The 22,777-nt window shown below is 36.8% G+C and carries 46 protein-coding genes; all 46 read right to left on the bottom strand.

The genetic code is table 11. From position 1 onward, the window contains the following. Positions 1-263: 263 nt before the first annotated feature. On the bottom strand, positions 264-602 hold the full coding sequence (locus BLS20_RS05670; RefSeq protein ID WP_090173152.1) for a hypothetical protein: 339 nt from the start codon (positions 600-602) through the stop codon (positions 264-266). Positions 603-614: 12 nt separating this feature from the next. Then, positions 615-1,250, bottom strand: coding sequence for a hypothetical protein (locus BLS20_RS05665; RefSeq protein WP_090173150.1), 636 nt, complete (start codon positions 1,248-1,250; stop codon positions 615-617). A gap of 14 nt (positions 1,251-1,264) precedes the next feature. Beyond that, positions 1,265-1,780, bottom strand: coding sequence for a hypothetical protein (locus BLS20_RS05660; protein WP_090173148.1), 516 nt, complete (start codon positions 1,778-1,780; stop codon positions 1,265-1,267). Between the two features lie 10 nt (positions 1,781-1,790). Further along, positions 1,791-1,937, bottom strand: a complete 147-nt coding sequence (locus tag BLS20_RS13720) for a hypothetical protein (RefSeq protein WP_176762306.1) — start codon at positions 1,935-1,937, stop codon at positions 1,791-1,793. Positions 1,938-1,949: 12 nt separating this feature from the next. Then, a complete protein-coding gene (locus BLS20_RS05655) occupies positions 1,950-2,324 on the bottom strand; it encodes a hypothetical protein (RefSeq protein WP_090173146.1) in 375 nt (124 codons plus the stop codon). Positions 2,325-2,338: 14 nt separating this feature from the next. Then, entirely contained in the window at positions 2,339-3,961 is a 1,623-nt protein-coding gene (locus BLS20_RS05650) for a hypothetical protein (protein ID WP_090173144.1), read from the bottom strand. Next, positions 3,954-5,096 (bottom strand): ATPase, T2SS/T4P/T4SS family, encoded by a 1,143-nt coding sequence (locus BLS20_RS05645; protein WP_090173142.1) that lies wholly within the window; start codon positions 5,094-5,096, stop codon positions 3,954-3,956. Before BLS20_RS05645 ends, BLS20_RS05650 begins: the two co-directional genes overlap by 8 nt. A gap of 82 nt (positions 5,097-5,178) precedes the next feature. Continuing rightward, positions 5,179-5,349 (bottom strand): hypothetical protein, encoded by a 171-nt coding sequence (locus BLS20_RS13715; RefSeq protein WP_176762305.1) that lies wholly within the window; start codon positions 5,347-5,349, stop codon positions 5,179-5,181. Between the two features lie 15 nt (positions 5,350-5,364). Continuing rightward, on the bottom strand, positions 5,365-5,565 hold the full coding sequence (locus tag BLS20_RS05640; protein WP_090173140.1) for a cold-shock protein: 201 nt from the start codon (positions 5,563-5,565) through the stop codon (positions 5,365-5,367). 1 nt (position 5,566) lies between these two features. Continuing rightward, on the bottom strand, positions 5,567-6,196 hold the full coding sequence (locus BLS20_RS05635) for a hypothetical protein (RefSeq protein WP_090173138.1): 630 nt from the start codon (positions 6,194-6,196) through the stop codon (positions 5,567-5,569). 26 nt (positions 6,197-6,222) lie between these two features. After that, positions 6,223-7,314 carry a S1 domain-containing protein gene (locus BLS20_RS05630; RefSeq protein ID WP_090173137.1) on the bottom strand — a complete coding sequence of 364 codons (1,092 nt, stop codon included), beginning with the start codon at positions 7,312-7,314 and terminating at the stop codon, positions 6,223-6,225. Positions 7,315-7,471: 157 nt separating this feature from the next. Then, on the bottom strand, positions 7,472-9,964 hold the full coding sequence (locus BLS20_RS05625; protein ID WP_176762304.1) for a type IV secretory system conjugative DNA transfer family protein: 2,493 nt from the start codon (positions 9,962-9,964) through the stop codon (positions 7,472-7,474). Between the two features lie 99 nt (positions 9,965-10,063). Next, complete coding sequence (locus BLS20_RS05620) at positions 10,064-10,927, bottom strand: hypothetical protein (RefSeq protein ID WP_090173134.1); 864 nt, start codon at positions 10,925-10,927, stop codon at positions 10,064-10,066. A gap of 339 nt (positions 10,928-11,266) precedes the next feature. After that, entirely contained in the window at positions 11,267-11,629 is a 363-nt protein-coding gene (locus tag BLS20_RS05610; protein ID WP_090173130.1) for a hypothetical protein, read from the bottom strand. A 12-nt stretch (positions 11,630-11,641) separates the two neighbouring features. Next, the gene (locus BLS20_RS05605; RefSeq protein ID WP_090173128.1) at positions 11,642-11,839 is read right to left on the bottom strand and encodes a hypothetical protein; all 198 of its coding nucleotides are present in this window, start codon (positions 11,837-11,839) and stop codon (positions 11,642-11,644) included. A 10-nt stretch (positions 11,840-11,849) separates the two neighbouring features. Then, positions 11,850-12,059 carry a hypothetical protein gene (locus BLS20_RS05600; protein ID WP_090173126.1) on the bottom strand — a complete coding sequence of 70 codons (210 nt, stop codon included), beginning with the start codon at positions 12,057-12,059 and terminating at the stop codon, positions 11,850-11,852. 13 nt (positions 12,060-12,072) lie between these two features. Next, positions 12,073-12,234 carry a hypothetical protein gene (locus tag BLS20_RS13710; protein WP_176762303.1) on the bottom strand — a complete coding sequence of 54 codons (162 nt, stop codon included), beginning with the start codon at positions 12,232-12,234 and terminating at the stop codon, positions 12,073-12,075. After that, on the bottom strand, positions 12,231-12,479 hold the full coding sequence (locus BLS20_RS05595; RefSeq protein WP_090173124.1) for a DUF7336 domain-containing protein: 249 nt from the start codon (positions 12,477-12,479) through the stop codon (positions 12,231-12,233). Before BLS20_RS05595 ends, BLS20_RS13710 begins: the two co-directional genes overlap by 4 nt. After that, complete coding sequence (locus BLS20_RS05590; RefSeq protein ID WP_090173122.1) at positions 12,476-12,790, bottom strand: hypothetical protein; 315 nt, start codon at positions 12,788-12,790, stop codon at positions 12,476-12,478. The genes BLS20_RS05595 and BLS20_RS05590 overlap by 4 nt, the downstream gene beginning before the upstream one ends. Further along, positions 12,763-13,035 carry a hypothetical protein gene (locus BLS20_RS05585; protein WP_090173120.1) on the bottom strand — a complete coding sequence of 91 codons (273 nt, stop codon included), beginning with the start codon at positions 13,033-13,035 and terminating at the stop codon, positions 12,763-12,765. Before BLS20_RS05585 ends, BLS20_RS05590 begins: the two co-directional genes overlap by 28 nt. After that, positions 13,035-13,262 carry a hypothetical protein gene (locus BLS20_RS05580; RefSeq protein ID WP_090173117.1) on the bottom strand — a complete coding sequence of 76 codons (228 nt, stop codon included), beginning with the start codon at positions 13,260-13,262 and terminating at the stop codon, positions 13,035-13,037. The genes BLS20_RS05585 and BLS20_RS05580 overlap by 1 nt, the downstream gene beginning before the upstream one ends. Continuing rightward, positions 13,259-13,594, bottom strand: a complete 336-nt coding sequence (locus BLS20_RS05575) for a hypothetical protein (protein WP_090173115.1) — start codon at positions 13,592-13,594, stop codon at positions 13,259-13,261. The genes BLS20_RS05580 and BLS20_RS05575 overlap by 4 nt, the downstream gene beginning before the upstream one ends. After that, positions 13,581-13,988, bottom strand: a complete 408-nt coding sequence (locus BLS20_RS05570; RefSeq protein WP_090173113.1) for a hypothetical protein — start codon at positions 13,986-13,988, stop codon at positions 13,581-13,583. The genes BLS20_RS05575 and BLS20_RS05570 overlap by 14 nt, the downstream gene beginning before the upstream one ends. After that, positions 13,989-14,384 (bottom strand): hypothetical protein, encoded by a 396-nt coding sequence (locus tag BLS20_RS05565; RefSeq protein ID WP_090173111.1) that lies wholly within the window; start codon positions 14,382-14,384, stop codon positions 13,989-13,991. 10 nt (positions 14,385-14,394) lie between these two features. Beyond that, positions 14,395-14,580: a hypothetical protein gene (locus BLS20_RS05560; protein WP_090173109.1), complete on the bottom strand. Its 186-nt coding sequence runs from the start codon at positions 14,578-14,580 to the stop codon at positions 14,395-14,397. Continuing rightward, positions 14,581-14,781, bottom strand: coding sequence for a hypothetical protein (locus BLS20_RS05555; RefSeq protein ID WP_090173107.1), 201 nt, complete (start codon positions 14,779-14,781; stop codon positions 14,581-14,583). A gap of 174 nt (positions 14,782-14,955) precedes the next feature. Then, positions 14,956-15,225: a hypothetical protein gene (locus BLS20_RS05550; RefSeq protein ID WP_090173104.1), complete on the bottom strand. Its 270-nt coding sequence runs from the start codon at positions 15,223-15,225 to the stop codon at positions 14,956-14,958. After that, on the bottom strand, positions 15,222-15,467 hold the full coding sequence (locus BLS20_RS05545) for a hypothetical protein (protein WP_090173102.1): 246 nt from the start codon (positions 15,465-15,467) through the stop codon (positions 15,222-15,224). The genes BLS20_RS05550 and BLS20_RS05545 overlap by 4 nt, the downstream gene beginning before the upstream one ends. Before the next feature lie 3 nt (positions 15,468-15,470). Continuing rightward, a complete protein-coding gene (locus tag BLS20_RS05540; protein ID WP_090173100.1) occupies positions 15,471-15,734 on the bottom strand; it encodes a hypothetical protein in 264 nt (87 codons plus the stop codon). After that, positions 15,731-15,973 (bottom strand): hypothetical protein, encoded by a 243-nt coding sequence (locus tag BLS20_RS05535; RefSeq protein WP_090173098.1) that lies wholly within the window; start codon positions 15,971-15,973, stop codon positions 15,731-15,733. The genes BLS20_RS05540 and BLS20_RS05535 overlap by 4 nt, the downstream gene beginning before the upstream one ends. Continuing rightward, on the bottom strand, positions 15,970-16,401 hold the full coding sequence (locus BLS20_RS05530) for a hypothetical protein (protein ID WP_090173096.1): 432 nt from the start codon (positions 16,399-16,401) through the stop codon (positions 15,970-15,972). The genes BLS20_RS05535 and BLS20_RS05530 overlap by 4 nt, the downstream gene beginning before the upstream one ends. Then, on the bottom strand, positions 16,398-16,838 hold the full coding sequence (locus BLS20_RS05525; RefSeq protein ID WP_090173094.1) for a hypothetical protein: 441 nt from the start codon (positions 16,836-16,838) through the stop codon (positions 16,398-16,400). Before BLS20_RS05525 ends, BLS20_RS05530 begins: the two co-directional genes overlap by 4 nt. Positions 16,839-16,855: 17 nt before the next feature. After that, complete coding sequence (locus BLS20_RS05520) at positions 16,856-17,098, bottom strand: DUF3850 domain-containing protein (RefSeq protein ID WP_090173092.1); 243 nt, start codon at positions 17,096-17,098, stop codon at positions 16,856-16,858. A gap of 3 nt (positions 17,099-17,101) precedes the next feature. Further along, on the bottom strand, positions 17,102-17,254 hold the full coding sequence (locus BLS20_RS13705) for a hypothetical protein (protein ID WP_176762302.1): 153 nt from the start codon (positions 17,252-17,254) through the stop codon (positions 17,102-17,104). Positions 17,255-17,300: 46 nt separating this feature from the next. Beyond that, complete coding sequence (locus BLS20_RS05515; RefSeq protein ID WP_090173090.1) at positions 17,301-17,486, bottom strand: hypothetical protein; 186 nt, start codon at positions 17,484-17,486, stop codon at positions 17,301-17,303. Next, complete coding sequence (locus BLS20_RS05510; protein WP_242870536.1) at positions 17,483-18,199, bottom strand: DNA/RNA non-specific endonuclease; 717 nt, start codon at positions 18,197-18,199, stop codon at positions 17,483-17,485. The genes BLS20_RS05515 and BLS20_RS05510 overlap by 4 nt, the downstream gene beginning before the upstream one ends. A gap of 15 nt (positions 18,200-18,214) precedes the next feature. Continuing rightward, positions 18,215-18,508, bottom strand: a complete 294-nt coding sequence (locus BLS20_RS05505; RefSeq protein WP_090173086.1) for a hypothetical protein — start codon at positions 18,506-18,508, stop codon at positions 18,215-18,217. Continuing rightward, positions 18,505-18,795, bottom strand: coding sequence for a hypothetical protein (locus BLS20_RS05500; protein WP_143010231.1), 291 nt, complete (start codon positions 18,793-18,795; stop codon positions 18,505-18,507). The genes BLS20_RS05505 and BLS20_RS05500 overlap by 4 nt, the downstream gene beginning before the upstream one ends. After that, positions 18,741-18,971, bottom strand: coding sequence for a hypothetical protein (locus tag BLS20_RS05495; RefSeq protein WP_090173083.1), 231 nt, complete (start codon positions 18,969-18,971; stop codon positions 18,741-18,743). Before BLS20_RS05495 ends, BLS20_RS05500 begins: the two co-directional genes overlap by 55 nt. A gap of 283 nt (positions 18,972-19,254) precedes the next feature. Beyond that, complete coding sequence (locus BLS20_RS05485; RefSeq protein ID WP_090173078.1) at positions 19,255-19,503, bottom strand: hypothetical protein; 249 nt, start codon at positions 19,501-19,503, stop codon at positions 19,255-19,257. A 71-nt stretch (positions 19,504-19,574) separates the two neighbouring features. Next, positions 19,575-19,988: a hypothetical protein gene (locus BLS20_RS05480; protein ID WP_090173076.1), complete on the bottom strand. Its 414-nt coding sequence runs from the start codon at positions 19,986-19,988 to the stop codon at positions 19,575-19,577. Between the two features lie 104 nt (positions 19,989-20,092). After that, the gene (locus BLS20_RS05475; protein WP_090173074.1) at positions 20,093-20,659 is read right to left on the bottom strand and encodes a hypothetical protein; all 567 of its coding nucleotides are present in this window, start codon (positions 20,657-20,659) and stop codon (positions 20,093-20,095) included. Then, positions 20,660-21,046, bottom strand: coding sequence for a hypothetical protein (locus BLS20_RS05470; protein ID WP_090173072.1), 387 nt, complete (start codon positions 21,044-21,046; stop codon positions 20,660-20,662). It abuts the gene before it with no gap. 490 nt (positions 21,047-21,536) lie between these two features. Continuing rightward, positions 21,537-21,782, bottom strand: a complete 246-nt coding sequence (locus tag BLS20_RS05465; RefSeq protein WP_090173070.1) for a hypothetical protein — start codon at positions 21,780-21,782, stop codon at positions 21,537-21,539. 13 nt (positions 21,783-21,795) lie between these two features. Next, positions 21,796-22,398: a cell wall hydrolase gene (locus BLS20_RS05460; protein WP_090173068.1), complete on the bottom strand. Its 603-nt coding sequence runs from the start codon at positions 22,396-22,398 to the stop codon at positions 21,796-21,798. Between the two features lie 11 nt (positions 22,399-22,409). After that, positions 22,410-22,763, bottom strand: coding sequence for a hypothetical protein (locus BLS20_RS05455; RefSeq protein WP_090173066.1), 354 nt, complete (start codon positions 22,761-22,763; stop codon positions 22,410-22,412). Positions 22,764-22,777: the final 14 nt, after the last annotated feature.

Raw genomic sequence — 22,777 nt, 5'->3', positions numbered from 1 at the left:
TTTTGAAACACAATCCCTAATGGAAGGATTTATTTCTTTAGCCCTTTTCTACCTTCGCCTTAGCCTCGGCAAAGGATTTTCCCTCACTAACCAATTTTTCGCCCTTCGTGAGGTTTGGGGTGGGAACGATTTACGCTTAACCGATTCCTCTAGAGATTAGATGCTACTCCTCTCTCTATTTTTTTATTGCCCTACGTTTTCGGGCTTTTCCTTAACTGCTATATAAGTACACAAAAAAAGAGGGCTAAATTGCCCTCTTCCTTTTAACATTCTTTAATTTTTTCAAGTACTTCTTCATCCCATCCCAAAAAGTGCAAATTATCGGTTACATAGCTTACTCCTTCATAATGTCCTTCTTCTACCGCACTACAGGTTAAATCAACATATTTAACCCCATTATTGACAAAAGACGTGACATTTGATTTCTTGATAACACTTTTTGCACTATTAAAAGATTTTCTTTCGGCTAAGTAAACGGGAAATGCGTCTTTCTCCTTGCAAAGAGTATTAAGAGCATCTTCCAAATCCTTTCCTTTTAAGTACTTTTTTAATTCTGAAACACTAAGCTCAATTACAAACTGAACAGGTGTAAATACTTCCATATAGTTTCCTTTCTATTGGACAAGTGTAAATGTCAAGTTTTTATCTACTTCCAATTCGCTTAATTCTTCTGTTGTGTAAACATTTCCATCACTGCACTTCCAAGACACGCTTTCGACTCCTGCAAAATCGGCAACACCGCTTAAAAGTGAAGTTGGAATACACGTACCTTCTTCAACGGTTACGGATTGATATTTAATCGTTGAATTTACGCTTTTTGGACTTGCGTAAAAATCAACTGTATAAAGCGTTTCCGATGCTTCTTCATTTGTTCTGTTTACAATTACGCACCTTGTGCAAGAAACGGTTGACTCTTTATTCCCACTTTGGTCATTTGCACTCGGCTCATAGGTCTTTGTTACCTGAACACAAGCAAGACCTTTTTCAATATCAAGCTCCAAAATCTTAACATTAAGTGAGGAATTTTCATCTCCAATGGTTTCTACAATGTTTCCAATGATTGCACCTTTCATTTCTTCTTCATCATCAATTTCACCTGAAAGAACCTCTACAAGCACATTTTTAAGAGCATCCGACATATCGTTTTCAAGTGTCTGCTCCCTTGTATTCGCTCCTCCAATTAAAACTACCGCAATAATTGTCATCGCCGCAATCAGTCCAATGACAATACTGATAATCGCTGTTCGCATATACTTTCCCCTTCCTAGCTTGAAATAAACCGAAAATAGGTTTCTGTTGACTTGTTATTGGAATCTATATAATACATTTTTATGGTATAAATCTTTCCCTTTTTTAGTGTAATCGTATCTGCACTTTCCACTAAGTTTTCTCCTGTCGAATCTTTTATATACAGTACATAAAGACCTTCCGCTGATATTTCTGATTTAGAAAGAGCAACACTTATTGAATAAGAACTTACCACTTCTCCGTTTGAATCCGTTATTTTCGCAACCTTTTTAACCAAATCAGAAACTTTCCACTCTCCACTACTCACTCTAGGAGAGTTGTTTTCAATGGTTGGCTTCGTTAAAGAAGAAGCCACTCTTGTTGCCTCGCTATCTTGATAAGACGTGTAGTTTGTGGCGGTTTTCCCGCCACTTTCTACTGCTGTATTTCCGATATTATTTAAATAACCCGTTCCAATTGTGATTGCCAAAATTGCGACAAACAAGATTGCAACAATAATGGCAAGTCCGTACTCTCGAAAAATTTGTTTCATCTATTTTCTCCTAACTTGCACAAATCGCTTTTACAACCAAATTTCCGATAGTCGTTCCAAGAACTCCATGAAACATGGAATAGGCTACAATGGTCATCAAAAGTGCGACAAATGCTGAAATAAAACTTTCTCCATAGGTTTCAAAAATTGTATGCATAAAATCCTCCTTTTAGCTTGCAAAACCTCTCATGGTATGCGAACTGTCCGCATTTAGGAAATTAATGGAAAAATCGTATTCCAATACAACTTCTGCAAATGTAACACCGTCCGTTGAGGTTGCTCCGCTTTCATTTGTATATGTATTTTGGTTTCCTGCATTGTCTGAGGTAATAATTGTCATTTCGTATCCGTTTTCCTCAGCTTGCGACAAACAAGCGTTTAAAACGTCCTTATTAAAGTCGCTATTTTCAAGTTCTTCTACGACTGCGGAGCAATAGGCATCCGCCTCTCTGACTTCAACGCCTGCCGTAATGACAGACATTGAAGTGATTGACACAAGGATAATAAACAAAAATCCTACATATACATCAAATACTTCTTTCATTTACTATCCCTCCTTTAAAATACGTTAAACAATAAGCAAAACATCTGCACAATCATTGCAATAGAGGCAACGAGCGTTGGCAATAAGAAAAGCATTTCAAGACCTGCAAGAGAGTTTTCATCTGCCTTTGTCTCCGCTCTATCTGCTTCTTTGTTTACTTCGGAAATAATGGTTGCAATCTGCTCTTCTGCATTACCGCCTGTTCCTTCTGACAAGGAATAAAGCATCTGCATAGACGTGGTGATAAACGAAGAATTAAAGTCTTTAAAAAAGTTTAAATACGGCTCAACCTTATCAGGTTCATCGTTAATGCCTTGAATCAAAGCATCTAATTCTTTTCGCATAACTCCTGCACAAGTTTTTCTTGATTTAAAGATGGAAACCTGTACGTTATCACTTTGAATTGCAAGTCCGATTTCACTCATCCATTCAGGGAAAGCGGTCTGCAAGTCTTTTTTAATAACAAAACCCTTTAAAGCATGGTCGAGTGGTCCAAAAACAGCCATCATAAAGCCAATTACCCATGACACAAGGGAGAACAAAAGCATAACGAAGGACGCATCTTTTGCTAAGAAGAACACTAAGCCAACGACAAAGAAGATACCTGCAAAAATTGCACCTGATACTTTTGCCTTCTTTGCATCATAACTTGTGTATTTCTCATACAAAATCTCCATTTCATCATCTGTACGAAGGACTTTTCGTGAAATGAGTGACACGGCAAGTCTTGAATCTGCTTTTGTCAAAATAAGCAGGTTTATAATAATTGCCGCCATATCAATAAGCAAAACAGTAGAATTTGTTGCTACCGCTTCTTTTACATTCGTAAATTCATCTGCAACACCATTTGGGAACAAATGGAGCATCATTGCCGTAAGTCCTGTTGCAAGGATAACGGAAATAATGACAAGCACTCTTTTATGCTTTACATTGCCTTTATAAACATTTGTCCTTGACTCCCAAAGTTCTCGCTCTTCCAACAAAATGTCTGCCGCTGCATTCGGGTCGCCACCCATTGCCTCTACCTTTAGCATGAAAGAATGAAGACTCATGATGTTTTTATTCTTGAACTTTCGCTCAATAATCGCCAAACCGCCTTCTTCAATTTGCGTATAATCGGCTGAGGTTGGATTTTTGATTTCAAAAATAGCATCTGCAATAGCTGTTTTCATTTCTCCTTCGGGGAAAATCTTATGAACATCTTCAAGTGCATCTAAAATCTTGCTATGTCTTTTGAACGAATACAGCATCTGCTTTACATAAACATTGACATCTCGAAACCGTCTAAGCTCGTATTTATTCTTATAGTGATTTCGCATCAAATACGGCATGATAACCATAAAGGTTGCAAAAATCGGAATCGACGTCTTAATTCCAAAATAGAAAACAAAATGGAACAAAACGCAAAATTCAAAGCAAATCAAAATCCCTAAAAGGTAATGAAGTGGGTTTACCTTATATCCGTAATCCCTAATTTCCTTAAATGGATTTTTCCTTTTCTTTACCCTCTCTTTTAACAACTCATTATTGCGGTCGTAAAACTCATCATCTTCTTTATAATGCTTTTTTAATGCCTTTTGCTTTCGCATTTCTTCTTTAACGATTTGTTTTTCTCTCCGCTTCGTTTCTTTATCCATTATCTTCCTCCTCTAAAAAACTCTGCACATCTTCTGCTCTGCGATAATCAAATTCGCTTGCTCCCGCCTGACCATTTAATGCATCATTTACATATGCATTTTCAAAAGGACTGATAATATCTGCAAAATGGAACTTATTTAAAATGGACGAAGGCAAGTTTTGCGTTGTCATCTTTCCATTCGTCATAATCATTGTGATTTTCTTTTCTCCATTTTCTACTGACAAAAGCCCGATTTGGTCAATGTATCTAAATGATGTTCCGTCATGCTTTGCCTTCTTACGAACAAGTGCGACTACATCAATAAATTCATATGCATCATTTTCAAGTCTGTCTGCATCTTCTCTTGATTCCATCATATTTAAAAGTCGTGCAGGAACTTTGCGTACATCATCGCAATGGATAGTAGTGATTCCGTGAACACCTGTAGACAAAGATTCAAGCAAATACTTTGCCTCTACCGAGCGAGCTTCTGACAGCATAATCCACTTTGGATTCTGTCTAAGGCAAGCCTTGATTGCATCTACATAAGTGAAAATTCTATCGTCTACCTTAAGCTCTACGCTATCAGCAGTTGGGTTAATAGAGGAGTAATGCCATTCAAGGTTATCTTCAATCGTAATAACTCTTTCAGTCGGGTTAATGAATTGTGACACATACTTAGAAATTTCCGTCTTTCCTGCTCCCGGCTCTCCGCAAAAAACAAAATTAAGTTTTGCCTTAATTCCATTGATAAAAAATGCAAGTGCTTCGGGTGGCAAATATTTATCTTCCAAGATATTTTCTGTCGTAAGTCGCATACGTCCAAGTGATTTTCTAAGACAAATGCTTCTTCCGCTTACTGCCTTTGATTCATGCACAATACTAATTCTAAGTGTTTTTGTTTCAGCCTCTAATACAGGATTCATCTGATTTAACGAGCCACTTACGGCATTTGAAACAATCTGTGAAAACTTCACAACAAAGTCTTGTGTTACCCCTGCTTCCTTAGCACTAATCTTCTTTCGTCCGCTCTTTACATTTGTAAGCCAAATATCTCTTCCGTTATAATCCACATCCGTGATGTCTTCGTTTTCAATATATTTAGCAAATGGTCCAAATTGTGTTTTTTCAATTTTTAATTCTTTGTTTTGCATCTTTCGTTCCCTTTCTCATTTAATAAAATAGGCGAGGATATTTCACCTCGCCTGTCAGTCAAGCCGAGAAGTTTATCGACTTTTATCCTAATCCTGATGCACTATCTGCATTATTTGAGAAGTTCTCAATCAATGCTTCAAACTGGTCTGTCAATACTCCGTTCTTAATCAGTGCAACCATAACAACAATAAATGCTACAATTACAATAGCTGTAATAATTGCTCCGCCATACTCTTCAAAAATTTCTCTCATAAATAAACTCCTTTCTTAAAATTCCACAATAGACTCTGCAAGTTCTCTGCCCTTTTCATCTTTTCCTACATCAAATTCGACCTTGTGTCCTTGTCTAAGTCTACGAAAGCCTTCTGCTTTAATGTTTGAATGATGAGCAAAGTACTCTGTTCCGTTCTCTCCTGCGATAAACCCATAGCCTCTGCCTGCGTTATACCACTTTACTGTTCCTCTCATGTTAAAATCCTCCAATGTATTTGTAAACGCCTATAGCGATGGTAAAAATAATCAGCCCTACACTATAGATAGATGCGTTTTTAATTAACTTTCCAACGCTCTTTCCTTTTAAATTTGACATATTTCCTTCTACATCATCCGTATATATCATTAACTCTTGAAACAGCGTGAGTATATCTTTTTTGTCATAGGCTCTTGTATCAACTAAGAAAATGTTACTTTCTTGCAAGATGCCATTGATTTCTACATACTCACCCTCAGTCATATACACATAAAATGATGAATAATCACTTCCTATCACAAGTTTTTTAATGCTTGATACAGGTAATGACAAGGTTTCATATGTTAAATTTGGGGCTGATTGTACAACCTCAAACCGCTCTTTTGTTAGTTTTATTGTCGATTTACGATAGTCGGAAACCTCTTCTTTTTTCTTATTCAAAGTTTTGGTAAGTGAAAATTCACTAAGAGCGGTTAGTAAAACTCCAACTAAGACAAGAGGTGGGGAGACAATTCCCAAAATTCCGCTAAGAGTGATTCCAACTATCAAACAAACAAGCAAGTATTTTTTTATCTGCTCAATATCCCTTTGGACACAAAAAGCATAATTGTCAATTGGTCTTAAATTCACTACTTTTCTCGTCCTTCCTTTTATATTTACCTAGCAGGTCTTACAATTCGTGTGATGACTCCATACGCACAGCCTGTATCTTCGTCCTGCTTCGTACAAACAAACACTACATCATCTCGTTTACACGGAAGGGGATAACCTGTTTCCGCTGAATGTGCAATCGCATTTGCTCCAATCTGTAAACGAATAAAATACGCACCATTTGCGGTCGCCGTAACCTGACCTAAATACTTTCCACCTCGTACACACTCAGGTACGGGAATTTGGTCTAAGTTCTTATCTCCAACTTCGATTTTTACGCTGCCATCTTCTCCAATTACAACATTTTTGATAGAAACAACGATTCGCTGTCCAATAAAGTATCTTTCTCTTGCATCTGCCGTCCATCTCTTATCGAAATCAAAGACTCTTGCAAATACTTCAACTCCAAATACTTCCAAACGAACAATCTGTTCTGTTACCGCAATCACTCTTGCTTCAACAATTGTTCCTTTTGTAATCTTTGGCTTTTTCGCTAAGTAAAAATCTCTTCGCTTTGCCTCCATTGCTCCCTTTCGTGAACCCATGCACTGTCTGTCCTTTTCTCGTACATTTGTCACGATAAAGTCAACTTCCGCTCCAATCATGGTGTTTGCAATACGAATCTGCTCAGGCACAGAGAACTGTCTACCTGTGCTTGCAATGTTCATCTCATCAATTGGAATCATTACCCGATAGCTGTGATAAGACACAACTACAAGTGTGACTTTCGCATCTCCAATCTTATGAGCTTCTACAGATGCAATCAGACCTGTAAGAACTTTCTTTGTTCGTGCTGATGTGCGAATGTCATTCCAATAAGACTCACTAGCTTCATCTTCTTCGTAGTCAGGAGCATCTTCGTTAATCCGAAGAACACTCTTTTTCTTTTTCGGTGTAACAGATTTTGACGCTGCCTTTTTTGGTGTTTCTTCCTTCTTTGCCTGTTCCTTTGTTTCATCAGACTTGTCTGTTTCCTGCGTTTTTTCAGGCTCGCTTGGCTCTTGCACTTCATCAGGCATATCCATTTCAGACATTTCCATTTCTAAATCTTCGTCTGAAACACGGATGTTTTCGTCAATTGGTTTTTCATCTGCCATAGTTTGCACCCTCCTTTTTCGATATTATTCTAAGAGCTTTCACCCTTCATAAAATAAGTACACCAAGTATCCATATAGTGGGTAATTTTGGACACTTGGTGCTTATAAATGCTGTATTTATACGGTTTTTGGGGCTTTTAGGTTTGTTCGTTTTCTTCTACAAAAAGTTGAAAATATCCGTATTTGAAAGCCCTGATTCTCTTACGGGTTGGTTATCTCTTTTCGGCTTTTGTCTTGTAGCAGGAGTTCCCTCTTGCTTTGTATGAGGATTCTCTTCTTGTTTTGCAGGTGGAGTATCTTCTTTTGATTTATCTTTTTCTTCTTTATGAGATTCTTTCTCCCGAAGTTCTTTTTCTAAAGATGCTTTTTCCTCTTTTAGCTTTTCAAGTTCTGCCTTTTGCTGTTGCATAAACTCTTGTTGTTCTTTTTGCCTCTCCATAAATTCTCTTTGCTGTTTCAAAAGTTCCTCCATCTGCTCTTTTAAGGCATTTTCTTCCTCTTTTGCCTCATGAATTGTTTCCTCATCTTCTTCGGTCACACTTGCAATCTTTTGCTCTTTCATAGATTTTAAAGTTTTCTTTGGAATGTCCTCAAAAACTTCTTCTTCTACTTCATGCCCGTCTGCATCAAAGAACGCATCTCCATTTGGGAATCTGCCTTCCACCTTATACTTTTTAATCATTGCTTTTAATTCTTTTTCTACGCTCGAACGGATAGATTCATGCAAAACGACTCTTGATTCTACGATTTCTTGTCCATACGGGTCTGTAACAACATAGGTATCCGTCTTTTCGGCATCTTCAATCAATGCGTCAACGTCAATAATTTCATCTCCCGTTACCTTATCCGTTGTATAATCATCTCCTACTCGCCAAAGCGGAGTTAAATGACTATACGGAATCTTACGCATTTTTGCACATTCAGGCATTTTATAATACTTTGGCTTTCCTACCTTTAAAAATCCATCATATCCACCTGTGACAAAGATATAGCAAAAATCGGTCTTTTCGTCATCTCCATCATAAACACCTTGTCCGATTGCAAGCAAATCATCAGGCATAAGAGCAGGTTTTTTACCATATCCCGTTGACTCGGCATAACCGGGGGTATAATCCGTCATTCGAATTGTCTTATAATCTTTCTTTACCGTATTAACTTCAATTCCTGTCGTTCCACTAAGCTTTGAAAACCAATCAGCGGTTGTGTTATCCCCAACGCCGAGGCAAACTTTATACGAACAACCCGCCAAATATTCTTCCCATTCTCCATTTGGAAATCTATTTTGCATCTGTGGAATATTTTGGAAAATCAGTACAACGGCAATATTTAAACTTCTCGCAAGAGCAAGTCTATGTTTAAAGTCATCAATCGTTCCAACGGTTGGAAACTCATCAAGCAAAATATTGACAGGAACTTTACACTTTCCAAGCCCATTTCCCATTGCATAAGTGAAAAGTTTTGAAAAGGCGGTTTTAAAAAACAGTGTCAGCATTGGCATATATGGGTTTGATGAATCGTTATTGATAACAAAGACAGCAACCTTTTTATCTGCCAAATCATTGATATGAATACCATCATTTCCAAGCATCTGCTGACAAATTTCAGAACTTAAAAAATGAAATCTTGAACGGATTCCCATATAAGCGGAGTCCTGAATAGAGTCACTTTTAATATCTGAAAAACCTTTAAATGAGATTTGTGCAGGGTGAGAGGACGGCAAGGCGGTAATCTTTGCTTTCAGTTCGTCCTTTGTGTTCATGGTGAACAAATTATAGACATCTCCAATTGTGCAATGCGGAATCTCTGTTCTTGCATAGTGAATTGCGGACGACCACAAGGAAACTGCAAGGTCATGGTAGAACTTTTCTTCTTTATCTCCACCTGTAATAACAACCATTGCCTCTGTTAATTGGTCAACTCGTTCTACGGAAAGGTCATCATTTCCCAAAAACTCATTCATTAAATTCCATGCATCAGAGTGGATTCGTGCTTCGGGAATAACATTCCATTGATACACTTCATAGCCCTGCTTTTTCAGATAATACAAATTATCTCGGTAAAGCTCTCCTTTTGAGTCGTTTACCATGATAGACTCGCCTCTTTTTGCACATTGGAAAATATAGGACTGTAACCACACGGATTTTCCTGAACCCTGTGGTCCACAAATGGCTATGTTTTTATTAGTCGTTGCGTTAATATCCACGGACAACCATTTTTTGTCTTTAATTCCTAATATAATATCCTTTGTTTCCAAAACGGAATCATGCAAGCCAAAAGCATCAGGAAGTTCTCTATATGATAGTTCATGAGAATTTCCATATGGTCCACTTCTTTTATACTTCACTCCGTTCATTTCAATTAAATCGTCACTTTCCCCTACGAACAATGCGTAGAAAAACAAAGCACTTATTGCAATCACAAAGATTACAAACATCATATTTCCTGCTGACGAAGTAAAGGCGTATAGGTGAAAGCCAAACGACAATTTTGATGTTTTGCCAAAATTAACTAGCACACCTACCACATAAACAAGTAAAGCAAGGGCAATGACATATACAATTGCTCCCTTTTTTAAGTCTTCTTTGGGCGGTTTTCTTATTTTCTTTCCGTTCCCAATACTTTCTGCAAATATTTTTGCGTTATTTGTCATAAAAAATCTCCTTTCTATTTTTTTTTTATATAAGTACACAAAAGGCATTTTTGGCATAAAAAAAAGAGCAAAGACTATTATCCTTGCTCTCCTTTTACCTTATTTAACCGTTACCACAACCGTTGCTGACGATTTTTTATAATTCGTAGTTGCCTTTGATGTTACTTTAATTTTATAAGTGCCTTTTGGTGCTTTCTTTTTGAGCGTCACCACTCCTTTTGAACTTACCTTTATATACTTTTTCCCACCACTCGGATATTTTGTAATGGAATAAGTAATCTTGCCCCCTGACGTATTGCTTGCTCCAATCTTAAAACTCCTTGCTGAGGTTTTGGAATAACTATACGTCTTGCTTTCGTTTTTTACAGATGTGCTTGATGCAACCTTTTTGATTTTAAAGGTCTTTGTAACACTTCCTGTAATATTTCCTGTTCCTGCAATGGTAACTTTTGCCGTACCTGCATTTTTGTTATTAGAATAAGTGACGGTATAATCGTCTTTATCCACACTTGTTCCATTTGCATATTTTACAGTAACAGACGGCTCTTTTGCTTTCCCATCATAGTCATAAGAAGTTGTCTTTAACGTGATTTTTAGCTTTTTCGCCGAAACCCCCGTAATCTGATAAGGAAGTGTTTCACTTCCTACAAAACCACTTCCACTTACTGCATAGCATTTTAAGTAATACGTGCCGACTTCTTTCGGCTTTTTCACTTTTGTTGTGCAATTTGCATCAGAATACACACCATAAATTGTATAATGTGTCTTTTCAATTAACGAAAGCCCGTAATAACTGAAATAAACCTCAGGGATATGCGAGTCTTCATCATAGGTATACGAAGTTTCAGACAGCTTAGCATCAACGGCTTCTCCTGTCTTTTCCATTGTGATATTTGCAAATGCACTCATTGGCATGACGGTCATAACACAAGTTAACATTAGTGCAATTAGTTTCTTTTTCATGCATTTTCCTCCTTTTCTAAAGGATAAGTACATAAAAATTATTTCCGTACAAAAAGTTTTGATAAAATACGCATTGCCCGAATGACATTTTTGTTCTTCTCGTTGGTTTCAAGCCACGTTTTGGCTTTAATAAAAAGTCTATCCACTATGTTTCCTCCTTAATACTCTACGATACATCTGCCTCTTTTTACTGTGATTTTAAATAATCTATTTTTCGCATAAAACGAAAAGTTCTCTTTTTCAGCAATATCTATACTTGTCTGATACCTTTTAGTAATCCCTCTTGCCGCTCTTTGCAAAAAAGCAAAGTCGCTTTCGCCTGCCCTTTTTGACCAAACCTTATCTATTACTTTCAATCACCGCCTTATCTGCATTTGGGAAACAAGTAAAATCGCACCCAAAGTTCATTTTCACCATAATGTCAAACAAACTTTCGGGCGAAGTAATGACTGTCTTAAAATATCCTCGCAAAACACTTCCCGCCTTTTCTGCTTCTTCCTTACTTGAAAACACTGCGGATATATACGGCTTTGGGAGTGCAACAAATTGGTCATCACAATTATTTCTACAGCATATGTTTTTATATAAGTTACGATTATTTCCGTTTAAAAACTCCTCGACAAAGACAAATACTCCGTATTTATCCTTAAACTTCTTTTCTGCATCTTTTATAATTCGATTAAAACGTCTTTTTCTTAACATGAACTCACTTCCTTACATATCATTTATTTGATGCAATTCGCTAATTACATAAGTATCATCATCCTGAATATCTGCATTATCTACGAAATATTCAAAAACATCGCTCATTGAAATTCTCGTCATGCTTGATATATCGTCACTTAATTTAAGAAATTTCTGCACGGTTATTCTTTCTGCATCTGTTAATTCAATCGTTTGTGTTACTTTCATTTTTCTTGCCTCACTCGCTAATATCAATTATTGTCGGCAATTTGCAATCATGCTGACGATACTCTTTTTCAAGTTCGTAGTAAATATCTTGCCCTTCTAAGAACAAATCCTCATTCCACAAAGCTTGCTTGATGTCTTCAATCTTTGCAATTGCTTTTTTCAACAATTCTTTGTCTTCTTTGCTAAGCCATAATTCTACTGAACTGCTTACACTGCTCATTTTTACAACTCCTTTATAATATTACTGTTTTTTGTGTATCGTTTACCTCGATTTCTTCTTCCATTAATTCAGAAGTACCTTCGTAATATCCGCCACCATCACGATATTGAATTTCTATATTAAAATTTTCAATATGGTTAGCTTTTGCCATTTCGTATAATTCCTTAATTGTCATTCAATATAACCTCCTAAATAATAATCATTGGTGTTTTCTTTCATGTCATTCGTTTTTAATGGGAATATCTTATTCGCTTCAATCTCAGTTATCTTCACATAAATATCATCTTGTTCTTCTGCATGTTCTTTTGCTTTTTCCTCAGCCATTTCCTTATCAAAGAACACTCCTAAAAGATATATATCTGAACCGTATCCATATGTCCAACCATCTGCTGTTAAGACATAGACTTTATTATTTTTCATTCCTCATCCTCGCTTTCTAACTGCTTAATATGTGCATAAATGTCACAGTATGTTTCATCAAAACAATCATCTACTTTTTCAATAAACCACGGTTTCCCTACTACTTCTTTGTAATAGTGATGCCAATTATCACCGCCAATCCTCGAATGGATATATAACACATCTTCACGACCTACATATTTATTCCATACATCATATTGTGCTTTAATATACTTTTTGCGGTTGTGAATAGCAAGTTTTAATCTCTTTCTTTTCCATCCGTGTATTCGTTCCCATCTTACTCTTACGGGTTTGTTATCTTTATATTCCAAAAAAAACGCTTAGGATAATCTGTGTAACTACTTGACACCCAATAATATGGTTTAGTTGACCAAAACGGCACTGATTCGCATAAGTCTTCTACACACGTTATATCTATGCCATCAAATAGGTCGATGTAATTAACTTTTTCTTCGTCTTTCATAAGCCTATACCCACGCAAGCGTGGAACTTCTATATCGTTAGCCTTTGCTATTTTTTCAATTTTTTCTATCTGTGCGTATGCTCCTAAATCCATTACTCTACCTCACTTTCTGCTATCAGCTTGTCCATAATTTGCAAACAACCATAACACGACTTATCCTTCATTTCTTCTCTAGCTCGCTTAACCTTATCTAATGGGATGGCTTGTACTACTTCCGCTGCTATTACGCAATAAACCTCGTCACCTTTTTCATGCTCAATTTTGTGTTCTGAATCTTCAAGGCTCACATAGTCTATATTATTCACATCAATCAATTTCATTCTTCCACCTCGCTTAAATATTCATCAAGTTTCTTCTGTAATCTGAAATCATATCCTTTTAATATATCAATATAAGTTCCATCTTCTTCATATCCACCTTGCATAATTTCATATGCTCTTTCAGGGTTGCATTCAAACAATACAGATATTACACTCTCGTCAACTACTTTAGAAACATCTTTATCCGTGCCGCCCCATTGTTTATAGTCATCATAATAAACCCACTCCGACATAGCATTTCTATTAGGCGATGAATAAGGGTAGTATACAATAGCGACATACTGATTGTTTGGAATAAGGTCTGACTCTTTTAATAATTTATATCGTTTCATTCTTCCACTCCTTTCTATATGGTGCGTTCCACCAAGATAGGTCAAAAGTCATGGTCTGAATAATGCTGCCAAATGGGATATATACATGAACAAAATTGCCATTAGTTCCATACTCACCATCTGGAAACATGAGTTTCACCACATCTCCGTTAGTTGCTCCCTCGGGAATAGGGATTGCATTTACTGTAGGTTGCTTTCTTTCAGTTAATTTTTGTTCAAGGTATTTGACATAACCCGTATTACATTCATACCCATCACCGCCATCTGCATAACATTCAATTCCTGCTTTTTCACAAATCTTACAATCCATTCCGTGCGGATAGTTAGGATTGATAGGACTTGTTCTGTATATGTCCACTATTGAGTTGATTATACTTTCACCATATAGTTTCATTTATCGCTCCCCTATATTCATTTTTAAAATTTCAATAACTGCTGCTTTGATTTCCTCTCCACTTCTGTAGTAATGGTTTATTCCATCATGGACTATTAAATCTATACTTTTTATTTCCCCAATAACCTTATCAATCTTAACCTCTAACTCTGTAATTTCTTTTTCGAGTTTAAAGTAACTATTTCTAGTATTTATAAGATTTTGTTTTAGGTTTTCATTCCTATCCCTAAATGATTGCACCATCTTGTCATATTCTACTCGCTCCACCACATCTGCGGGTTCAAGTCCATTTAGCCTAAAGTTAACAAGCCTTATATATTTTTCAAGGCTTATACCGTTAGGAAATCTACCTGTCAATTGCATTAGTGCTTGCTCTTTTGTTATATACTCTGCCATTTACTCTCTCCTATTCGTGTATTGGGTTAATCTGAACATTAAATCCGTTAGGATACTTCTCTGTTCCGTGTATAGCATTGTAAAGACAGTTATAATCACCTTGTCTTGATGTTACCTTTGCTATATCTTTCCACACACTAGCTATACCTTCATTAAATGCTCGTTTCTTAATTTGCTTTAATTCTTCCCCTGTCATTTACTCTCTCACCTTTCCGCACCGACTACAAACGTACACATCGTGTACCAAATCATTTCCAAACAACGTATCAAAAGCAACCGTTTTCGTACCAACTTTCTTGTAATCGTGACCGTCAGGACAAATAATACGTTCTAATGTTTCGATTCGTTGTTTTGCGATTAGCTTTTCACATTCGTATTTGCTTCTTCTTATGAACATTTACTCTCTCCTTTCTTCCCATCTAGGACAAATAGAATGCAAAAGACCGTCACCACCTAATTCAGCCCACTTGCACATTCTTAATGGTGCTATTTGGTGAGCACAATTTTTACAACCTTTGTAATTCATCTTTTTTATCAGCTTTTTAAGTTCTTCATTTGTTATCGATAACATTTATTCTTTCCTTTCTGCATCGCCACAAAAATAATCTTGTGGGAATCCATTGCCAATGTTCTTATCGCAAGTTGTCATAATTCCATCATCGTGCCAATACTTGCAATGCTCGCAAGTGATGATTTCTACTAGAGGACAGTTATGATTTGGAGTAGCAACATTCTTTTTTGTGAAATTGCACCAAATTTCCCAACCATCTCCGAAAACATAATGCGACATAGGACATTCTTTGCAACTCTTTGGCATTTCCATATCTTTAATTGCTATCATTCTTCGTTCTCCTTTTCTTTCTTTAAGAACCATTCCACATACGCTTCCTTGTCTTTTAGCCAAGCCTTTTCGTTCTCCTCTATTCGCTTTTGAATGGTTTTCCAATGTAAATTACAGCCCCATTCTCCGTCTTTATTTTCGTTCATTTCATCCTCGGGAACACCTGCATCGCAATACCAATCTATTGCGTATGATTCTGCATAGTGAATTTCACAAGATGCTTTACATCTTTCACACCTCATTCTTCACCCTCCATTTCTGCCTTGTATGGTTGTGGTAATGGCATCCAAGCCACAATCTCTTAATGCTCTGTCGTAGCCTACTCTTTCCCAAAAGTCTTCTTCTGTAATTCCTTTTAGATTACATCTAGGTCTTGGTGCTTGCTTAATGTTTGTAATATTAAAACCGTATGGAGTTTCTTCATCCCCTATAAACACTGTGTCTTTTAACTCTTTGATTGCGTCTTCTGATAATTCATCGTCACTATCAATTATTGCTATATATTTCATTCTTCACCCTCCATTTCTGCCTGTCTTTGTAAGGCATCATAATAGCCTTTTCTATATGCCTTTTCTAATACGTACGACTGTTGAGTGGCTGTTACCCACTTTTCTGTAACGTCTTCACCATACAATGTATAGTTAATAGCGTGAAGATATGCGGCTGCTATTACCATAGGTGGCATTTTTGACAATCCATCTATTAACTGTTTGCTTTGCTGGTCCTGTATCTGTTTTTCTTTGCTCATTCTTCATCCTCCTCCATTTCTGCTCCACATTTGGGGCAAAATTTCATAGGTTTATACATTTCTGCATAGTCTGAACAAGATATGTATTCCTCTATGATATTGCAATTACATTTAGGACAAATTGGATATGCCTTATCTCCAAGCCACTTACCTTTATTGCGTGTAGGTGTTACTAATGATAAGGCTTCTAGTTTTTCCTTAATAATGCTCATGCTGATTTTCTGTATTCCAAATCTTTGCCTATTTATAATGTCTACTACCTCTTTTTTACTCCAGCAATCTTCGCAAGGCTCTTGTTCTAACAATTCAAGTATGAGTTTATGTTCTTCATAAACTTTTCCATGTGGTTCTTCTCTATTCCATTCTGCCCACTGTTCACAGTGTTGGATTTGCTTTTCACAATGAATTCTCAAATCTTCTCTTGTCATACTCCTACCTCAATCTTTCTTCCATTATCGCTTCCACATCTACCGCACCAACTGTTAAATGTATATAAATTCATTTTGTCTTTATAATGAATTACATTTCCGCAACGTGAACATCTATATCTATCGTCCTCTTGTTCTGATAAATCCGACATTCTAAGCCACTCGCCTTTCTTGCGTACAGGTGTTACGGATGGCATACTAACAATATCTCGTGCAAACCACACAGGATGCTCCGCAAAATCTTCTCTGCTCTTTATCCACTTATCAAACGCTCTAATAACTTCTGCTCTATTTACCGCATCTTCGCAAGGCTCTTGCTCTAATGCTTTGATTGCCATCATCATAGCCGTGTGGCTTTCCTCCCCATAATCATCCGTATGGTTTTGTAAGTAAAAATCCAATGAGTCGATTTTACGTCTTGCCTGCTCTCTTGTCATTTCTTACTCCTCCCTTTTTAACGATTTAAGCCTAAAATACAATACCCCTCTTTTAGTCCGTATTTCTCGGCATTTCTGAGGATATACACAATAGGCACATTTCTAATTTCTGCCCCCGTGTATTTTTTACCCGTCCACTCTCTAAACGTTATCAAGTCACCTACTTGATAATTTCTATCATCTTTCCTTAATTCAAAGTTTTTATTACGGCTCAATATATCTTCATAATATTGAGGTAAAATTTTAAGTTCGTGTGTCATTCTCTATTCCTCGCTTTCTGCCCAATCCCAAACAGAGTACCCACCATCAGATGCTTCGTATTTAAAGATAGTTCCATCACTTAATTTTAAAGTTATGCCATAACCTGTTATTTCGGCATCAACAATTACTTTTCCTTTGAGTTTTTCTTCGTCCATAGTTCCCATCGTTTTTTTTACCTCTCTTTCTAATTATATATAGGCATTAACCCTTGATACTTAGACATTCGTTCATAAAATCAGCGTCAATTTCTTCTCCGTTGATAATGGCATAAACAAACCCACTTATGTCCTGCTTTACAAAACGATTATTGCTATCTTTTGCAATATCTTCTGCAATTTTTTGAATCTCTTTTGCATAGTTTTCAATTTCTTTTAATCGTTCTTTCACTTCGTTTCCTCGCTTTCTCCTGTTGCGTAATCAATTGTTATATTTGGCTGAATATTGTAGCAATAAACGTGAAATTCAAGACCGTCATCTTCTACAGATTTTGCCTCAATCTCAACTCCGCTTGCTAATAAATTATTGCCGTCAAAGTCAGGAGTTACTCGATAAAGCACATGATTATTTGGGTTTTCCTCTAAGTAAAACTTTACACTTTCTTCCATCTGCCACATACCCTCAATGTTTAAATATCGAGTACCTGTGATTAGATTTTTTTCGTTATCGTTTTCTCCCGTCAGACAATATGCAATTAAATGGCATCTGTTATACAGCCAACCACCATTGTCAATAGAACCATAATTTGTCTGTTCCCAACCTGTAGGATAAACCTCTGAAATGTCCTCTCGGTCATCATCAGGCATTAAATCTGTTCCAACTGATGCAAATGCACCTGTGCATCTGCCAAGTGAATCTAGGTCATAATATTCCTCAAAGGAAATTTTGCCCTTTTCAAGTTCTTCTTCAGTAAAAGAAGTTTCGTTATTATTAAGGATTTTATATGCGGATTCGTATTCTTCCTCTGCACTTGCACTATCTTCGCTATTTACCGTTACATATTCTCTTTCGCTTGTGGATATTTCAGCAGGAATATCAAAATTACACCCTGTTAAAAATACTATTGCAAACAGCCCCATTAAGGGGAAAATAAACTTTTTCACTTTTTTCTCCTTTCGTTAAACAATACTAAGGATAAATTCCTTGACATTTACAGCCTTTCCATCTAACCCTCTTAGTTTTTTGTTTATCGTTTTTGCGACCTCTTTCCCATCTGCATCTTTGATTTGATACACGTCTCCGTTTTGAATAAACAGTTGATACCCAAAAAACGGAACGACTAGTGATGCCTGAATCTTGTAGATATAGGTAAAGCAAATGAAAAGTGCGTCCATAAGAGATTTCTCATTCCCTTTTTCCTTAATTTTTGTCTCAATTTCCTTAATGTTTTTCAGTATTTTCTTTTTGGTCAAGATTCCACCTCCAACAGTTTACACAATCTGTCTTTTGCCTGATGAAACGGCTCTTTTTTGGTATCTTTTCTTTGCTTTACTGTCACAATGCAGTTCTTAAAATCTTCGTCTGTGTCGAAATACATGAGGATTTGATGGTCCGTATACAAGCAAAGACGGTTGCGTTCATCCTTTACAAAATCACGAAAAATCTTTTGCAAATCCCCAAGTGAAATCTTCTTAATATGTTCTCTTACAAAGTGTTCTTCGCAAATTCCTTGCACCCAAGTGGTATATAATACTTCCAAACTTCTTCCTCCTTTACCTGCTTAATTCCGCATAAAGCTAAAGTGTTGTTAATTTCTTCAATATTTGTATCTCTCTTTATCCCTACTTCATCTAAAAAAGCATAAAGCGTTTCGCCTGCATAGGAAACTCCACCATAAGGCGAGTTATCATCTTCCAAAGTTACATCTTTTACCATTCTTATTTCTCCTTTTAATTTCACTTATATATAGAAAAAATCACTATACAATTAGACTCTTTTTGGTGACATTTCCGCAATTTATACATCTTAATTCCATATTTGTGCTTTCTACTTGCAAAAATACATACACAGGACAATCGCAACCACACGAAATGCCTATGTTTGTCCTTTTTAGGTTATTTAGCTTATCTTTATATAAAAAGTTGTTGTCTCGAATTTCCATCTTCTCTCCTTTTTTTGAAACGCAAAAAAGAACCCGTTTTTACAGGCTCTTTTTGCATTATTCTGATACAATCAATGACTCTAAATCTTCTTCTTTTTTAGTTTTTGAAAAAACAATTTGGGTTTCTCTCAAAAACTGCTCCAGTTCTTCTTTTGTCAGCACCTTTCGGCTATACCATCTTTCTTCTCTTGAAAAAATGTGCATCATATATTTATTTTGTCTAGGATAAACAATCAAATTGCCAAATTGTTTGAAAGCAATCCCCTTTTTCTGTAAATTTACTATCATTCTCTTTAAATCAGACATAAAATATCTCTTCTTTCGTCTTTTTGTATATAAGTACTTCAAAACATTTTTTAGACAAAAAAAGAACCCGCTTAATGCAGGCTCTCTTCTATGGCTTCGCCCAATAGTCTGAACGTAGCCAATGAGTATTGCTTACGGAAGAAACAATACGTTTCTTCGTCCTCTGCTACGCTCGCACAGAGGGCGAAATACAACGTGTCTTCATCAGGAGCACGAAACTCCGTCAAAAAGAGCTTTAAAGTGTCCTTTTGGCGTTCAGGAAGTAATCCGAAGTCGCCGAGGGGAGCATAACACTCCTCATCTTTGGCGTAATGGAACAGTTCTTCCATACGCCACTCTGCCTTATAATGGCAGATTATTTTTTTCTGCTCACTTTCAGGGAATAAGGCGAGCAGTTTTTGATGAGAAGATTCAACCTCCTCATCTCTTTTTAGAAATTCCTCCTTTTCTCGTTGGAATTCTTTTAACATTTCTTCATTTGTCACATATATCATCTCCTTTTTGTGACAAAATGGCGAGCATTTTTTCGCCTGTTTTCTTTTTATCAATTTATAAGTACTTGAAAAAAGAAGGGCAAATGCCCCTCTCTTTACGTGTGGTACTCGATTTTGGCAAGCCACGCTATCTTTGTTGGCTTCGCCTTTTTTCGCTCCTCTCGAATTGCATCTCTTAAATGCAACAAGACATCTTGTTTTGATGCAATCCGTCCAAGAACGGTCTTTGGTCGCATATCGAAACCACATACGGGGCAGGTATTTCTACGCTCCATATACAGTGTTGATATTTTCGAGCCACACTCTTTGCACCCAATAAACGAACTTTTTGCGTTTTTAAAGTGATGTTCGTTCTTGAGGGTGACTAGTTCAGCGTTAATTTTCCTTTCTCGCTGAACTAATTCTTCAAGTCGTTTTGACTCTTTCACTTCTACTGCAAACTTTACAGCGAAGTTGCGGTAGTTGTGAATCGTATCAATCGACTCAATATACTCCTCCGCTGCGTCATACGAAGGAAAAATTTTACTTGTCGGAAACTCCACAATGTTATACAAGCCACCGTGGGAATCTGACCTTTCCCTACATATCCGATTTAACTCATCTGATATGTATTTTTCACTTCTTTTTTCCGAAAAGGTGTGGTATTCGATATTGTGAGACATCTATACCTCACCTCCCTTCAAAAGAAGCCCCTGCGGAGTGAAAGCACCAAAGGTTGCTGTCACAACCTTTCTTTCACATGGTCGAAACTTTAATTTCGCCGTATCCACAGGTTTCCCCTTTTCGGAAACCGAAAGGGTAATATGTGGAGTCTTTATCTTCCCACAAAGTGCACTACTCCACAAACTGTAAGGGCGAACAAGATAACCCTCGTTCTTTCCGTCATTAGCATAACCAATGACTTCGAACTTCCCTTTCAGCCCATACATATCTTTCTTCGGGCAATATGGGCGAAAGTTTGTGGTGATATGTTGATTTATTACCACTTTATCCAAACTTCCTTTTAAAGGCTCATCTAAAAAGAACCCTTCATAAATTACATCTACCATAATCATTCTCCTTTCTATGGCGATTATTTATTGAGTCTACTTTTTGGCTCTAATTTCTGTTTCAATTTATAAGTACATAAAAAAAGAAAGCACCCATGCGTCCACGGATGCTCCCTTTTCAAGAAAAAAATAAATTAGCGTCCTAACTATTTTTCTCTTAGCCACTGTAAAAGCCGCCACAACTTTTACGTTATATAAGTACATCAAAAAAACCTCTCCCCGTGGCGGAGGGAGAGATAATAAAGAAAGGTAGGGAATCGAACCCACTTGTGTACGAAGTATCAGTACCTTGTCAAGCAAAGCACCCACAACGCACAGGAGTCCACTCCCATTCCTTTCTTGAAACATTTCTAAAGCAAGTTGTCATCGGTATGTCGCTCTTTCGAGTCTGCCGTGATATTCACCTTGCGATTACTTAAACCCTTAAACTTTAGAGTTGTTTCTTTTTTGTACTATATAAGTACTGTAAAAAAAGCCTTTTTTTGCTCTTTTAAAACAAAGTTAATTGACCTTTTGGAAGTTCTTCCATTTTATCAATTAACTCTTTGCACTTATTTATTGCATCAATCTTTTTGGTAGATGCATGGCTAAGTGTCTTTCCGTTTTCTTTAACAAGATTATCATCTTCGTCAAATACACTTGCTAAAGTTGCTCCATGGGTTCTATCTCCATCAAGGTTATACTCGGCTTCAATGATATAACCTTTGTAAGCCACTTTTTCTTTAATGGTCTTCAAAAAAAGCCCTCCTTTACTTATAACAGAACATCATGCCATCAATTTCCTTCCAAAGCCCACTTCCTTGCAGAAACTCTGCCGCATATACGACATTTTCAGGGATTGTTGAGCCATTGGTAAGAACATCTTTTGCAACTTCATAGCACAAATCTGTAGGGGTTTTCTCGATTGCCCCGTTCCATGTGCACTCAAATTGCCCTTTGCGATAAATGACTTCTTCAAGTGTTCCGTGATAATAACTATCGTTCATTCGATTGACTATCATAGAGCCTACCGCATACAAACATTCTTTGCTCTCTCCGCCTGCTTCTGCCATTAGAACGTGAGCCATAATGTCAATGTCACTTTGCTTTGCAAGGCGTTTTTTCTTTTCCTTTTCTTCTTTTTTTTCTTGCTTCTTTTTTGCAATTCGCTTCTTTCGTTTAATCTCGGCTTTCTTTGCTTTGTCAATTGCGTTGGTCATAACATCGCTAACACCATTTGACAAAGAACTTTCTTTTTTGGCAATAGATGCTTCAAGAGTGGTTTCCATCGCCTCTGTATGTCCTGCCGATGCATAAACAGATTGCGGGACTAGTAAAAGCCCCGCAACTATCAGCCATATTTTAAACTTCATAACTCTCCTTCCTATGAGTCTTCTGTGAGTTCCTTGACAAGAGCCAAGATAACAGCTCCTTTTACCGCTCCTCTAACAGCAGGCGGTTGTACTGCATACCTTTTATAGGCTTCGACTGCTGCATTTGACTTGATTCCGTCATATTGCAGGTCAAACTCTATAAAAAGTGCGTTGATAACTTCTTCCCTAGATTCATTCAAAATCTCATAGACTTCTTCGTTATCTACCTCACTTCTTCCAATAAAGAACTGATACAAGTACATTGCAGTTAGCAAATCTACGGCAATGTCTTTATTATCCATTTTTACAGAAGAAAGTAGTTCTTCTGCTTTTTTTCTTGCAATTTTCTCTGACTTTCCTTTCATGAGCATTTCTCCTT

Source organism: Eubacterium oxidoreducens (genome assembly GCF_900104415.1).
Lineage (GTDB): Bacteria > Bacillota > Clostridia > Lachnospirales > Lachnospiraceae > Eubacterium_C > Eubacterium_C oxidoreducens.
This window is presented reverse-complemented; position numbering and strand designations above follow the sequence as displayed.